This is a genomic window from Paraburkholderia sp. UCT2, from assembly GCF_014397665.1.
Classification (GTDB): Bacteria; Pseudomonadota; Gammaproteobacteria; order Burkholderiales; family Burkholderiaceae; genus Paraburkholderia; species Paraburkholderia tuberum.
The window spans coordinates 25,308-40,073 of sequence record NZ_VZQO01000039.1; the positions used below are offsets into that span (position 1 = coordinate 25,308).

Below are 14,766 nucleotides of genomic sequence, written 5' to 3' on the forward strand. Positions count from 1 at the left end.
GGCTCGCTTCGGGAATCGGGTTAGCGGGGAGTTGTCGCGGCGACGCTGGGGCGACGGCTGTGGACGCGGCGAATCGCCCTGTCCACGTCCCATTCGATGCGCCTGTGCGCGCGCCGCGTCGTTTATGCCTTGACGGTCGCGAGCGCCTTCTTCACGAAGTCGTTGGTCCACGTCTTCGACAGATCGATCTGCGCGTTCTGGATCACCGGATCGAACGCTTTCAGCGTCTTCAGCGACGTCGCGGGACCGTCGGCGGGCATCAGGCCGTCGGGCGACATCGCTTCGCGCACGTGCTGCCACGCGTCGAGATAGAGCGCGCGGTCGCCGAGCAGATAGCTCTCCGGCACCGTGTTGATCAGTTCGCTGCCGCTCGCGTTCTGCAGCCACTTGAGCGCGCGCACCATCGCATTGGTCAGCGCCTGCGTGGTGTTCGGGTTCTTCGTGATGAACGACTGCGATGCGTACAGGCAGCCCGCCGGCATGTCGCCGCCGAACACGATGTGCGTATCGGTGAGCGTGCGGGTATCCGACACGACGCGCACGTCGCCGGCGCGCTCGAGGCGCGTGACGACCGGATCGAGATTGGCGATCGCGTCGATCTGCCCGGACTGCAGCGCGGCGATCGCGCCGGCACCGGCGCCCACGCCGATGAACGCGACGTCCTTCGGACTGAGCCCTGCTTTCGCGAGGACGAAACTCGCCATGATCGCCGTCGACGAACCCGGCGCGGTCACGCCGATCTTCTTGCCCTTCAGATCGGCGATCGACTTGTAGTTCGGCATCGTCTTCTTCGACACCGCGAGCACGATCTGCGGCGCGCGGCCCTGCAGCACGAATTCGCGGAACATCTGCTTTTGCGCCTGCAACAGCAGCGTGTGTTCGAACGCGCCGGAGACCACGTCGGCGCTTCCGCCGACTGCCGCCTTCAACGCCTGCGAGCCGCCCGCGAAGTCGGAAATCTCGACTTCGAGCCCCTCGTCCCTGAAGTAGTTGCGGCGCTCGGCGATCGTCAGCGGCAGGTAATAGAACAGGTTCTTGCCGCCGACCGCGATGGCGACCTTGGTGGTCTCGGGCTTGCCCTGCGCGAAAGCGAACGGCGTGGCCGCGAGCGAGGCGCCCGCGAGCGCCGCACCGCCGGCGAGGAAGGTTCTGCGTTGCATGGTCCGTTGTCTCCAGATTTTTTGTCGTCCGGCTTTTTGACCGCCCGTGTGCGCGTTGCGCAAGCGCTTGGCCACGGTGTGGGGCTGCCGGTCGCAAGGCGCGAATCGTGCGTCAGCGCTGCGCTTTACGCGCCTTTCTCTATGCGTTGCGCTGTGCGCATCAGACGATCTGTTGCGCCCGCAACCGCGCGATGCCGTCAGCATCATAACCTAGCGATTGCAGGACTTCATCGGTATGTTCACCCAGTTCTGGCCCCAGCCAGCGCGTCTCACCGGGCGTCGCCGACAGCTTCGGCGTAACCGTGGGCAGCGTGATTTCCTTGCCGTCCTGCCACTTGAACCGCTGGATCATCTGCCGCGCGATGAACTGCGGATCGGTGAACATATCGGCGACGCTGTAGATGCGGCCCACCGGCACGTCGGCCGCGTTCAGCACCGCGAGCGCTTCGTCGATCGTGCGCGTGGACAGCCACGCGCCGATCGCGGCGTCGATTTCCTGCGTGCGCAGCACGCGGCCATCGTTATGCGCGAGCGCCGGATCGTTGGCGAGATCGTCGCGTTCGATCGCGATCATCAGGCGCCTGAAGATCGGATCGCTATTGCCGCCGATCACGATGCTGCCGTCGCGGCACGGATACGTATTCGACGGCACGATGCCCGGCAGAGACGCGCCGGTACGCTCGCGCACCATGCCGTAGACGCCGTATTCGGGCACCACGCTTTCCATCATGTTGAAGACGGCCTCGTACAGCGCGACGTCGACGACCTGCCCCTTGCCGCCGTTCACCTGCTTGTGATGCAGCGCCATCAGCGCGCCGATCACACCGTGCAGCGCGGCGATCGAATCGCCGATCGAAATGCCGATGCGCGGCGGCGGCAGATCCGGATAGCCGGTGATATGGCGCAGACCGCCCATCGACTCGGCGATCGCGCCGAAGCCGGGCCGGTCGCGATACGGGCCCGTCTGGCCGTAGCCCGACAGACGCACCATCACGAGGCCGGGGTTCTCGGCGGACAGCACGTCGTAGCCGAGCCCGAGCTTTTCGAGCAGACCGGGCCGGAAATTCTCGACGACGATATCGGCCTCTTTCGCGAGGCGCCGCACGATCTCCTTGCCCTCTTCGGCTTTCAGGTTGATCGTGACGGACTTCTTGTTGCGCGCCTGCACGGCCCACCACAGCGACGTACCGCCGACTTCCGGGTACAGCTTGCGCCATTTGCGCAGCGGGTCGCCGCCTTTGGGGTCTTCGATCTTGACGACGTCGGCGCCGAACTCGCCGAGAAAACGCGCGGCGAACGGCCCGGCAATCAGCGTGCCGAGCTCCAGCACCTTGACGCCGGCGAGCGGACCGCACGCGTCATGCGGTGCGGCGCTCGCGCCTGATTCGGGAGTGGCGCTCATGAGTCTCCTTGGTTCTGCATCGTTGTGCACCCGGTCTGTCTGGTTTGCAACGACTTGCGACGATGCGTGCCTGGACGGATATGGCGGCGGCCAACGAAAGCCGCGTGGCTACATCGAACGACGGTCGAGCATCGCGCGCGCGATCGTGCCCGCGTCGACATACTCGAGCTCGCCGCCCACCGGCACGCCGCGCGCGAGACGCGTCACGGCAAGGCCGCGCGCCTTCAGCGTCTGTCCGAGGTAATGCGCGGTGGCCTCACCCTCGTTGGTGAAATTGGTGGCCAGCACGACTTCCTTGACGACGCCATCCGACGCGCGCTTCACGAGCCGGTCGAAATGGATTTCCTTCGGGCCGATGCCGTCGAGCGGACTCAACCGCCCCATCAGCACGAAATAGAGGCCGCGATAGGTCATCGTCTGTTCGAGCATGATCTGGTCGGCCGGCGTTTCGACGACGCACAGCAGCGAGGGATCGCGCTCCTCATCGAGGCAGACCTCGCAGATCTGCGCTTCGGTAAATGTGTTGCACTTTTCGCAGTGACGCAGATGCTCGGTCGCGAACAACAGCGAGCGCCCGAGCTTTTCGGCGCCTTCGCGATCGTGCTGCATCAGGTGATACGCCATGCGCTGCGCGGACTTCGGCCCGACACCGGGCAGCGCGCGCAGCGCTTCGACGAGCGCCGACAGGGCGGAAGGTTGTTTCATGCGGATCGGCGTCGACGTGGGTAGTGCTCGGGTGGGCGAATCGGATGCGGGGGTCTTGCTCGAACCGGGCCGCGCTTTCACGCCGTGACGACGCTTTCACGCGCGGCTGCAGGTTCGATGTTTCCAGCCTGCACGCGGCGCGCGGCGACGAGGAAGCGGCCGCAGCCGCGGCAATCAACCGCCGCGGCGCTCACCCGCTTCAGCCCGTTCTCAATCAGAGCAGGTTCAGAACGGCAGCTTGAAACCCGGCGGCAGCGGCAGGCCGGCGGTCATGCCGCCCATCTTTTCCTGCGCGGTCGCCTCGGCCTTGCGCACGGCGTCGTTGAACGCGGCGGCGACGAGATCTTCCAGCATGTCCTTGTCGTCGGCGAGCAGGCTCGGGTCGATCGACACGCGGCGCACGTCGTTCTTGCAGGTCATCGTCACCTTGACGAGACCGGCACCCGACTGCCCCTCGACTTCGATCAGCGCGAGTTGCTCCTGCATCTTCTTCATGTTTTCCTGCATCTGCTGGGCTTGCTTCATCAGCCCGGCGAGTTGGCCTTTCATCATGGACGTGCTCCTTCTAGATAGCGTGAAATCTGGCATTCCGGCGCCGCGCCGCGACGACGCCGCGAACGATGGATCAGTGGGCCGGCGACGCGCCGTTCGGGGCGGCGTCCGGGGTAATCGGGCGGATCGAGCCCGGCACGATGCTCGCGCCGAACTCGCGAATCAGCGACTGCACGAACGGATCGGCGCTGATCTCGCGCTCGGCTTCCTGCTGGCGCTGCGCGCGCAGCTTCGCGTCGTGCGCGGCGGCGGTACGGCGCGCCGGGCCGACTTCGACCTGCACGTCGACGTTCTGGCCGAGCCGCTCGACGAGCGCTGCCTTCAGTTTAGCGACCTGCGACGCTTCTGCGTATTGCGGCACCGGCACGTTGAGCTTCAGCGTGCTGCCGTCGAGCGCCATCAGTTCGCTGTTGAAGGCAAGCTGATTCGAGATGCCCTTCAGCGGCAGATCGACGGCGAGCGCCGGCCAGTCGCCGGTGAAACCTAGCGGATCGAGCGGCACGGCAGGCGGCAGCGGGCGCGTGTCGGCGGGCTGCGCGGCCACGCCGTCCATGCGGACCTCGTCGGGGCCGCGGTCGAACACCGGCACGAAGTTGTCGTCTGGCGGAATGAAGTACGCGTCGTCCGCGGCGGACAACGGCAGGTAGTCGTCGGGCGGCATGTCGTCCCATGGTGGGATCGACGGGCTGTTCTGCTGCGCATCGCTGCTCGCGCCGCTATTTGCGTCGCGAGTGGGCGCAGCCTGCGCGGCGGTGTCCTGCGACACGCGGCGTGACGCACCGGGCGTCGGCACCGGCACGGCCACACGCGGCGCGGCGGGTTTCGGTGCGGCCGACTTCGGTGCGGCCGGCTTCGGTGTGGCGGGTGCGGCCGGCTTCGCGGACACGTCCGTGTTAGCACGGCCACGGTCGGACGATACTTTCATGCCGGCGTTGCGCAGCACGTCGAGCGCGGCGCTGGCGCCGCCCGCGCGGCGCGGCACGGAGTCGGCTGCGGCCGCCGGTGCCGCCGTTGAAGCGGGCGCCGCCAATTCCGGCCGCGCTTCCGGTTCCGGTGACGTGGCCTCTTCCGCGCGACCAGGCGCGGCAGTTGCAAGCGCGCTCAGTGCGGACGAAGGTGCGATGTCGGAAACTTCGTTCGAGACCGGCGCGCTGGAGCTGGCGATCGTGGCGACGGCATTCGCGGGCGCGTCTTCCCACGGCGCCAGCGGGGGTGCCGTAATGGCAGGCGCTTCTGTCACGCGGGCGACTTCGGCATTGGGCGATTGCGATGCTGCTTCAGATTGCGCGGACTCGGCTGCGGGCATCGCGATCGGCTTTGCAGTCGGCGCGGTGGATTTCATCGCGTCGCCCTGCTCCTCGCCGGCGATGCCTACCTGAGGTCCACGAACGGGCGCAGCAGCCGCCATGGCCGTCGCGGACGACGGTGACAGCGCGCGCAGCGCGGCAACCGTCGGTGCACCCGAGCGCTGCGCACCGGCGCCGGCTCCGCCCGCACCGCTCTGCGTGCCAGCGGCTCCCGCTGCTCCGCCACCGCCGCCTGTCGGCGCCGGCTCGAACGCGAGCATGCGCAGCAGCGTCATCGTGAAGCCCGCGTATTCGTCGGGCGCGAGGCCCAGTTCGCTTCGGCCGATCGTCGCGATCTGATAGAACAGTTGCACCTGCTCGGCGCTCAACGCGTCGGCGAAACGGCGCAAGTCGGCCGCCTCCGGCCATTCGTCGAGCACCGACGAAGGCGCGAACTGCGCCCACGCGATCCGATGCAGCAGGCTCGCCAGGTCTTGCAGCGCCGTCGAGAACGACAGGCTGCGCAAGGCCATCTCGTCGGCGACCGCCAGCACCGCCGCGCCGTCGCCCTGCGCGAGCGCGTCGAGCAGGCGGATCAGATAGCTTTGGTCGAGCGCGCCGAGCATGCCGCGCACCGCGTCTTCACTGACCTGGTTCGCCGAATAGGCGATCGCCTGATCGGTCAGCGATAGCGCGTCGCGCATCGAACCGTCGGCCGCGCGCGCGAGCAGGCGCAACGCCTGCGCCTCGTGAGGCACGCTCTCTTCGCCGAGAATGCGTTCGAGATGCGACACGATATGGCCGGCCGGCATCTGCTTCAGATTGAACTGCAGACAGCGCGACAGCACGGTGACCGGAATCTTCTGCGGGTCGGTGGTCGCGAGGATGAACTTGACGTGCGGTGGGGGCTCTTCGAGCGTCTTCAGCATCGCATTGAACGCGTGGTTCGTCAGCATGTGCACTTCGTCGATCATGTAGACCTTGAAGCGCGCATCGACGGGCGCGTACACCGCGCGCTCGAGCAGCGCGGCCATTTCATCGACGCCACGATTACTCGCCGCGTCCATTTCGACGTAATCGACAAAGCGCCCTTCGTCGATCTCGCGACACGCACGGCATACGCCGCACGGCGTCGACGTCACGCCGGTCTCGCAATTGAGCGCCTTCGCGAAGATGCGCGACAGCGTGGTCTTGCCGACGCCGCGCGTACCTGTAAACAAATAGGCATGGTGCAGACGGCCGCCGTCGAGCGCATGGGTGAGCGCGCGCACCACGTGCTCCTGTCCGACGAGCGAAGCGAAATCCTTCGGCCGCCATTTGCGTGCGAGAACTTGATAGGTCATCCGGAAATTGTATCAGTAACAATGGCGCGCAAAACCGATTCGGGAAGACGCGTGAAATGCGCGAAACGGCCACGACGACGCTCCATCCGAAGACGGCGAACGATCAATACAAAAGCTGGGAATGACTGAGGAGAAACTGCGGAGAAGCCGTGAAAACGGCCGCGGAGAAAAAAGCAAGGAAAGGTGACGAGCCCGACCCTCGGCACTGGTGGAAAACGGCTGTGGCTGCTTCGTTCCCGACCTGACCAGGTTGACCATCCCTCCATGCGAGGAGGCCCGTCACGAAGGATTCTATCATTGCCGCGCGCATTGTGCGACTGTTGACACGAGCAAAACGCGAACGACGCTCCGCTTCGAACCGCTTCGCGCGGTTTGCGGCCGCTTTCTGCACGCCGCCAGACGCCCTCCCGGCCACCGCGGCGACGCCCGCCGCGCGCGGCACTTGAGTTCGCCGCGCGCGACTCCATTTAGATTGCCAACGCGGTCGCCGTGAGCCGCAGAAACCGGCCGACGCTGCGGCGGCGGCCTATTGGCCCCACTGCCTTGATGAGTACTATCGCCATCGGCAACGCATAGCGAATTAAGCTACACTGCCAGTTGAAAGACCCGCATACGCGACTCTTTCCGCGCATTGCGTGAAAATCCGGCGTTTTTTCAGACGGTTCTTCTGATTTTCACAGGCATGCGCGGCGAGGCTCTGGATGCGGCAAAGCGAACGGAAGTATTCCCAGTTTTTGACGTATCGTGGCGAGCAATTCAGGCGGGCCTCGAACCGAGAGAGGTATTCATAAATGAGCGAACAAATCAAGCATATTAGCGACGCATCGTTCGAACAGGACGTCGTGAAATCCGATAAACCCGTGTTGCTCGATTTCTGGGCCGAATGGTGCGGTCCGTGCAAGATGATCGCGCCGATCCTCGACGAGGTCGCGAAGGACTACGCCGATCGCCTGCAAGTCGCGAAGATCAATGTCGACGAGCATCAGTCCACGCCGGTCAAGTTTGGCGTGCGCGGCATCCCCACATTGATCCTGTTCAAGAACGGCGCCGTTGCCGCTCAGAAGGTCGGAGCTCTGTCGAAGTCGCAACTCACCGCGTTCCTCGACGGCAACCTGTAAAGCAAGCAGTACGCCGCGGCGCTCGCGGGTCCATCGCGCGCCGCAGGCAGTTGGAGAAGCGGGCGCATCGGGTGAGCAAACCGCCGCGCCCGCCGGTCAAGCGTGTTGTCAGCCGGCAACACGCTTTGCAACAAAGATGCCACGCTGCCGCACTGGCTTAAATTGGCGTGTGCTATGCTAGAATCCACAAAACGTCGAAAAGACGTGTAAGTCTTTGAGCGGTTCCGCTCACCCTCCTCCCAGATTTCATTTCGTCGCACCTTCTCCTGCGGGTTCTCCGTATGCATTTATCCGAGCTTAAGACTCTGCACGTGTCCCAATTGATCGAGATGGCCAATGGCCTCGAGATCGAAAGCGCGAACCGCCTGCGCAAGCAGGAATTGATGTTCGCTATTCTAAAAAAACGAGCCAAAGCGGGCGACACGATCTTCGGCGACGGCACCCTCGAAGTGCTGCCGGACGGTTTCGGCTTCCTGCGTTCGCCGGAAACCTCCTACCTCGCCAGCACGGATGACATCTACATCAGCCCGTCGCAAATCCGCCGCTTCAATCTGCATACGGGCGACACGATCGAAGGCGAAGTGCGCACGCCGAAAGACGGCGAACGCTATTTCGCGCTGGTGAAGGTGGACAAGGTCAACGGCCAGCCGCCGGAGGCCTCGAAGCACAAGATCATGTTCGAAAACCTGACGCCGCTGCACCCGAACAAGGTGCTGCTGCTCGAACGTGAAATGCGTGGCGAAGAGAACGTGACCGGCCGCATCATCGACATGATCGCGCCGATCGGCAAGGGCCAGCGCGGCCTGCTCGTCGCGTCGCCGAAGTCGGGCAAGACCGTGATGCTTCAGCACATCGCGCACGCGATCAAGCAGAACCATCCCGACGTCGTGCTGTTCGTGCTGCTGATCGACGAGCGTCCGGAGGAAGTGACGGAAATGCAGCGTTCGGTGGCCGGCGAAGTGATCGCCTCAACGTTCGACGAACCCGCCGCGCGTCACGTGCAGGTCGCCGAAATGGTGATCGAGAAGGCCAAGCGCCTCGTCGAAATGAAGAACGACGTCGTGATTCTGCTCGACTCGATCACGCGTCTCGCGCGCGCTTACAACACGGTGGTCCCGGCCTCGGGCAAGGTGCTGACGGGCGGTGTCGACGCGAACGCGCTGCAGCGCCCGAAGCGGTTCTTCGGCGCGGCGCGCAACATCGAGGAAGGCGGATCGCTGACCATCATCGGCACGGCGCTGATCGAAACCGGCAGCCGCATGGACGATGTGATCTACGAAGAGTTCAAGGGCACCGGCAACATGGAAGTGCACCTCGAGCGCCGTCTCGCCGAGAAGCGCGTCTACCCGTCAATCAACCTGAACAAGTCGGGCACGCGCCGCGAAGAGCTGCTGATCAAGCCCGAAGCGCTGCAGAAGATCTGGGTACTGCGCAAGTTCATTCACGACATGGACGAAGTCGAGTCGATGGAATTCCTGCTCGACAAGATCCGCCAGACGAAGAGCAATTCCGAGTTCTTCGACATGATGCGTCGTGGCGGCGGCAGCTAACGCGCGACGTTCGTGCTGGCCGTATTAGTCGGCAACTGCAAGTCGGCAACTGCAACGCATGAAAAACCGCTCGCAAACTGCGAGCGGTTTTTTTTCGTCCGTCGTCCGCAGAGACAATGCGCCGCCTCAACATCAGCGTGAACGTACACGCGGTTTCTCGGAGGGGCCTCGGCTATCCCGTCGAGAACACCGGGCGGCTCGTCAGCGCCACGTCGCTGATTTCGGCGAGCGCGCTGTTCGTCTATCTGCGTTTTGCGAAGCTGCTGCCGCGCAAGAAGTGGATCATCGTGCCGGGCTTCGGGGTGGCCGCGTTCGCCGCCGGGTGGACGACACGCATGTCACCGGACGTCGGCGAAGCGGCGCTCGCCCTGCCGCTGCTGCTGCGCGGCCTGCTGTTGCTGTTCATCGTGCCGCCGGTCGCGAATCTGACGTGCCGCATCTTCTTGATCGAGGAGGGGTTCACGCACGGCTACCGGCTGAAAAACATCGTCCGGCAGTTGACCATCTCCTTCGCGACCGCCTCGGTGATCATCGTCGAGCAGCACCGGCTCACGCTGCATCAAAGTCGCCTCGCGGAGTCCGTGAATCCGTACAATCCGGTCTACCAGAACACGCTCGCGACGCTGGCGCGCGGCTCCGCCGCCGCCGGTCATGCGGCGAGCGAAGCGCACGCGCTCGCAATCGCGTCGATCAGCCGGTCGATTGCGCAGCAGCGCCAGTTTGCTCGCGTCGCTCGACGGTTTCTATTTTCTGATCGGCGTCGCGATATGCGGCGGCCCGTTCGCCGCGTAGCAAAAACAGATCGACTGAAGGTGGGCTCCAAGCATGCTGTCGAAACTCACGAACTGGCTGGGCGCACGGCGTCGCGAGCGCGCGCTGCGCGACTACGCGATCGACGATTCCTTGTGGCAGGCGACACTCGCCGGCCTACCCTTTCTCACGCATCTGGAAGCGCCCGATCTTGCGCGACTGCGCGAGATGACGAGTCTCTTCCTCGCGCAGAAGGAGTTCTCGACCGCGCACGAGCTCGAGCTGACCGATGCGATGACGGTCGGCATCGCCGCGCAGGCGTGCCTGCCGGTGCTGAACCTGAGCCTCGATCTGTATCGCGGCTGGGTCGGCGTGATCGTCTATCCGGGCGAGTTCGTGATCCGCAAGACCGTTGAGGACGAAGATGGCGTCGTGCACGAGATCGAACACGACGCCAGCGGCGAGGCGTGGGAAGGCGGCCCGGTGGTGCTGTCGTGGGAAGACGCGCAGATGACCGATGGCAGCGACGCATACAACGTCGTGATCCACGAGTTCGCGCACAAGATCGACATGCTCAACGGCGAAGCGGATGGCCACCCGCCGCTGATGCGCCGCTGGCACGCGCCGCTCGACGCGCAGGCATGGGCCGATGTGTTCGACCATGCATACGATCACTTCTGTGCGAAAGTCGACGCGGTGCCCGAGCGACGCTGGGCGCGTTTCGAATGCGAGTCGCTGATCGATCCGTATGCGGCGGACCATCCGTCGGAATTTTTTGCCGTATGCAGCGAGGCGCTGTTCGTGCGCCCCCAAGCGTTCGAGGCGGAGTATCCGGAACTGTACCGACTGCTCGCGCGCTACTACCGGCAAGATCCAGCGCGCGTCGGTTTGACGTTCACGCCCATTTGAGACGCCGCGAATGGGCGCCGCTTGCGCCGCAATAGAATCCGCTGGCAGAAAAATCGCCAAGCGACTGATTTTCTGGCATAATCGCGGTTTTTCGACCGTAGGCAAGTGGCTCGCGCCTGAAGGCAGTCCCATTCGAGGCTGCACGCGGGTTGGCTACCGCCAGATTAAAGGAAAGACCATGAAAGAAGGCATTCACCCGAATTACCGCGAAGTCCTGTTCGTCGACATGTCGAACGACTTCAGGTTCGTGACGCGCTCGACCATCCAGACGCGCGAAACCGCGGAATTCAACGGCAAGACCTACCCGCTCGCGAAGATCGAAGTGTCGTCGGAATCGCATCCGTTCTACACCGGCCAGCAAAAGATCATGGACACGGCCGGCCGCGTCGAGAAGTTCAACAAGAAGTTCGGCGCACGTGCTTCGGGCAAGGCAGTAAAGTAATACCGCAACGGTGCCGGCTTCCGGCCGGCAACGGAGCAAACAGAAAGGGCAGCGCGAGCTGCCCTTTTTTGTCGCCTGCGCTTGTGCGCCCGCTGGGTCGCACGCCGCGCTTTCGCGACACTGTGTTACAGCGACACTGTGTTACAGCTTGTCCATTGACGTTGCCGGGCGTTACCGGCCGTGACGTGCATCGCACGGCACGACTACAATGCCGGATGCTCGAAACGGGCCCTCGCGCCCTGACCTGCCGCGCCGCTCCGGCTGCATCGTTTATCCAGACTCCACACACCGCATGAGACCTGTCGTTCGCCTCACCGCCTCTGCGACCAGTGCGTTGCCGCGCTGGCTGCTGCTGGCCATCTGTATCGTCTACGCCTCGTTCGGCCTGTTCGGCCGCGATCCGTGGAAGAACGAGGACGCAGCCGGCTTTGGTGTGATGTGGACGATGGCGAACGGCGGCGCGCACGATTGGCTGCTGCCGAATCTGGTCGGCAAATATCTGACCGAGGACGGCCCGCTCGGCTACTGGCTCGGCGCGAGCGCGATCCGCGTCCTCGCGCCTTGGGTCGACGCGAGCAACGCGTCGCGCGTGTTCACGGGCCTGCTGTTCTGCGCGGGCTGTGCGTTCGTCTGGTACGCGGCGTATCTGCTCGGCCGGCGTGCCGAAGTGCAGCCATTCAAATATGCGTTCGGCGGCGAGCCGGAACCGCGCGACTATGGCCGCACGCTCGCCGATGGCGCACTGCTGATCCTGCTCGCGTGCTTCGGCCTCGCCGAGCGCGGTCACGAGACCACGCCGCAGCTCGCGCAGTTCGTCTGCATCGCGATGCTCGTGTACGGTCTCGTGCGCATGATCGACAAGCCGATTCAGGGCGCGCTGATCTGGGGTCTCGCGATCGGTCTCGTCACACTCGCGAGCAGCCCGGTGCTGGTCGGCGCGCTGCTGCTCGGCACGCTCGCGATGACGCTGATCGTACGCGAAACGCGATCGCGCTGGCTGCTGCTCGCGGGTCTGCCCGTGGCGCTCGTGCTCGCGGTGTCGTGGCCGATCATCGCGCTCACCGCGTTCCCGGACGACGCTGTCTGGTATCTGAACCAGTGGCTGCACGTGAGCCTGAGTTCGTTCGCGGGCCCGCCCGGCTCGGTCGCCGCGTATGCGCTGAAAAACCTGCCGCTCTTCACATGGCCCGCCTGGCCACTCGCGTTGTGGTCGTGGTTCAGCTGGCAGGGACTGCGGCGCGCGCCGCACGTGGCGATTCCGCTGTCGGTGATCGGGCCGCTGTTCGTGCTCGTCGTGCTGCAAAGCCATCAGTCGAACCGACTCTACATGCTGCTGCTGCCGCCGCTCGCGGTACTCGCCACTTTCGCGCTGCCGACGCTCAAGCGCGGCGCGATCAACGCGATCGACTGGTTCGCGCTGCTGAGCTTCACGATCCTCGGCAGCTTCGTATGGCTCGTGTATGTGGCAGGCCTGACCGGCTTTCCGCATCCGCTCGCGCGCAATCTCGCGCGACTCGCGCCCGGCTTCGTGCCGCAGTTCAAGATTCTGTCGTTCGTGTGCGCGGTCGCGGTGACCGTGTGCTGGTTCCTGCTGGTGCGCTGGCGCCTCGCGCGTCATCCGAAGGTGCTGTGGCGCAGCGTCGTGCTGTCGAGCGCCGGCACCACGCTGATGTGGGTGTTGCTGATGACGCTGTGGCTGCCGGTCGTCAACTACAGCCGGACCTATCGCGACGTCGCGCAGCAGATCGCCGCCCACTTGCCCGATGACTACACGTGCATCGCACCGGTGCGCCTCGGCAATGCGCAGATCGCGACATTCGCGTATTTCGGCGACATGCACTTTTCGTTCGACCAGGACTGCGACGTGATCCTGCGTCAGGACTCGCAGGACTACGGCAACCCGAGCGCGATGCCCGACTACATCTGGAAGCTCGTGTGGGAAGGCCGCCGCGCGGCGGACCGCGACGAGCGCTTCCGACTGTACGTGCGCATCGACCGTCCCAAGCCGCCGCCCGGCAAGCGCCGCAACTGGCACAAGAAGCGCGACTGACGATGTTCGCCGACGTACGGAAGATCGCCGCGCTCGCGTGGCCCGTATTGATCGGCCAGTTGGCCATCATCGCGTTCGGCGTGATCGACACGGCGATGGTCGGGCGCTACTCGGCCGTCGATCTGGCCGCGCTCGGCCTCGGCTCGTCGATCTACGTCTCGGTCTATATCGGCCTGACCGGCATCCTGACCGCGCTGCAGCCGATCACCGCGCAACTGTACGGCGCGCGTCGCTACGGCGAGATCGGCGAAGAGGTCCGCCAGTCATGGTGGCTTGCCGCCGCGCTGACCGTGATCGGCTTTCTGATCCTGTTCTTCCCCGGACCGCTGCTGGCGTTGTCGCGCGTGCCCGACGCGCTGCACGAGCGCACGCTCGCGTACCTGCGGATTCTCGCGTTCGGGCTGCCCGCCGGCCTCGCCTTCCGGGTCTACGGCTCCGTCGCCAATGCGCTCGCCAAACCGCGGCTCGTGATGTTCCTGCAGATCGTCGCGCTGCTGCTGAAAATTCCGCTCAATACCTGGTTCATTTTCGGCGGCCTCGGCGTGCCCGCGCTGGGCGGTCCGGGCTGCGCGCTCGCGAGCACGCTGCTCAACTGGGCACTCGCGGCGCTCGGCATGCTGCTGCTCGCGCGCGTCGACGATTTCAAGGCACTCGGCATCTTCACGCACTTCTGCTGGCCGGTCTGGAAGCGCCAGGCCGCGCAACTGCGGCTCGGTATTCCAATGGGGCTGTCGTATCTGATCGAGGTCACGTCGTACACGTTCATGGCGCTTTTCATCGCGCGTTTCGGCACGACGACGCTCGCCGGACATCAGATCGCCGGCAACATCGGCGCGGTGCTCTATATGACGCCGCTGTCGATCGGCATCGCGTCGTCGACGCTGGTCGCGCAGGCGCTCGGCGCGCATCGGCCGCAGGCGGCGCGCACGCTGTCGCGTCACGGCATCGCGATGGCGGTTGCGATCGCGTGCTGCTATGGCGCGCTCGTGCTCGTGCTGCGGCCGTACATTGTCGACGGCTATACGACGAACGCGCAGGTCGCGGCGAAGGCGTTGCCGCTGGTGCTGATCGTCGCCTGCTACCACCTGTTCGACGCGTTGCAGATCTCGACCGCGTTCGTGCTGCGCGCCTACAAGGTCGCGGTCGTGCCGACCATCATCTATGCGGTGGCGCTGTGGGGAGTCGGGCTCGGCGGCGGCTATGCGCTCGGCTTCGATACGACCGGCCTCACGCCGCCCTGGCTGACCGGCGCGCGCGGCTTCTGGGTCGCGAATTCCGCAAGTCTCGCGATTGCCGGGCTCGGCTTGCTCGTGTACTGGCGAATCGTGAGCCAGCGCTATTTGCGCGAGGCTGCGGCGGCGCTGGTTGATTCGGCTGTTTGAGGGGATGGAGGGTTGGGAAGGCCACGAATAGCACCGACCGGACCGTCAGTTGCGCCCAAGCCGGGGTGAGAGGCGACCTGTTCTGCATCCGCCTTTCCGTTCCCCACGCAGCTCAGC

General features: G+C 65.0%; 11 protein-coding genes, 1 other RNA gene and 1 pseudogene. 7 read left to right on the forward strand and 6 right to left on the reverse strand.

The window, feature by feature from the left end; translation table 11 throughout:
- Positions 1 to 122: 122 nt before the first annotated feature.
- From F6X39_RS26655 to ffs, 6 genes are all read right to left on the reverse strand, one after another.
- Complete coding sequence (locus F6X39_RS26655; RefSeq protein WP_187618782.1) at positions 123 to 1,160, reverse strand: ABC transporter substrate-binding protein; 1,038 nt, start codon at positions 1,158 to 1,160, stop codon at positions 123 to 125.
- Between the two features lie 160 nt (positions 1,161 to 1,320).
- Positions 1,321 to 2,562, reverse strand: a complete 1,242-nt coding sequence (locus F6X39_RS26660) for a CaiB/BaiF CoA transferase family protein (RefSeq protein WP_187618783.1) — start codon at positions 2,560 to 2,562, stop codon at positions 1,321 to 1,323.
- A gap of 108 nt (positions 2,563 to 2,670) precedes the next feature.
- Positions 2,671 to 3,267: a recombination mediator RecR gene (recR, locus tag F6X39_RS26665; protein WP_018418135.1), complete on the reverse strand. Its 597-nt coding sequence runs from the start codon at positions 3,265 to 3,267 to the stop codon at positions 2,671 to 2,673.
- A gap of 225 nt (positions 3,268 to 3,492) precedes the next feature.
- Positions 3,493 to 3,819, reverse strand: coding sequence for a YbaB/EbfC family nucleoid-associated protein (locus F6X39_RS26670; protein ID WP_027197578.1), 327 nt, complete (start codon positions 3,817 to 3,819; stop codon positions 3,493 to 3,495).
- A 73-nt stretch (positions 3,820 to 3,892) separates the two neighbouring features.
- Positions 3,893 to 6,448 carry a DNA polymerase III subunit gamma/tau gene (locus F6X39_RS26675; protein ID WP_187618784.1) on the reverse strand — a complete coding sequence of 852 codons (2,556 nt, stop codon included), beginning with the start codon at positions 6,446 to 6,448 and terminating at the stop codon, positions 3,893 to 3,895.
- Positions 6,449 to 6,630: 182 nt separating this feature from the next.
- Positions 6,631 to 6,729, reverse strand: an RNA gene (gene ffs / locus F6X39_RS26680) — signal recognition particle sRNA small type.
- 510 nt (positions 6,730 to 7,239) lie between these two features.
- Between ffs and trxA the strand changes: the two genes are divergently transcribed.
- From trxA to F6X39_RS26715, 7 genes and pseudogenes are all read left to right on the forward strand, one after another.
- Positions 7,240 to 7,566 (forward strand): thioredoxin TrxA, encoded by a 327-nt coding sequence (trxA, locus tag F6X39_RS26685; protein ID WP_013089343.1) that lies wholly within the window; start codon positions 7,240 to 7,242, stop codon positions 7,564 to 7,566.
- Between the two features lie 281 nt (positions 7,567 to 7,847).
- Complete coding sequence (rho, locus tag F6X39_RS26690) at positions 7,848 to 9,116, forward strand: transcription termination factor Rho (RefSeq protein ID WP_026225411.1); 1,269 nt, start codon at positions 7,848 to 7,850, stop codon at positions 9,114 to 9,116.
- A gap of 164 nt (positions 9,117 to 9,280) precedes the next feature.
- Positions 9,281 to 9,908: pseudogene (locus F6X39_RS26695) on the forward strand (MFS transporter); the annotation flags it as partial.
- 33 nt (positions 9,909 to 9,941) lie between these two features.
- Positions 9,942 to 10,775 (forward strand): zinc-dependent peptidase, encoded by an 834-nt coding sequence (locus F6X39_RS26700; RefSeq protein WP_187618785.1) that lies wholly within the window; start codon positions 9,942 to 9,944, stop codon positions 10,773 to 10,775.
- Positions 10,776 to 10,953: 178 nt separating this feature from the next.
- The gene (locus F6X39_RS26705) at positions 10,954 to 11,217 is read left to right on the forward strand and encodes a type B 50S ribosomal protein L31 (RefSeq protein WP_090804621.1); all 264 of its coding nucleotides are present in this window, start codon (positions 10,954 to 10,956) and stop codon (positions 11,215 to 11,217) included.
- Between the two features lie 292 nt (positions 11,218 to 11,509).
- Positions 11,510 to 13,267, forward strand: coding sequence for an ArnT family glycosyltransferase (locus F6X39_RS26710; protein ID WP_187618786.1), 1,758 nt, complete (start codon positions 11,510 to 11,512; stop codon positions 13,265 to 13,267).
- Positions 13,268 to 13,269: 2 nt separating this feature from the next.
- Complete coding sequence (locus tag F6X39_RS26715; RefSeq protein WP_187618787.1) at positions 13,270 to 14,649, forward strand: MATE family efflux transporter; 1,380 nt, start codon at positions 13,270 to 13,272, stop codon at positions 14,647 to 14,649.
- Positions 14,650 to 14,766 lie beyond the last annotated feature (117 nt).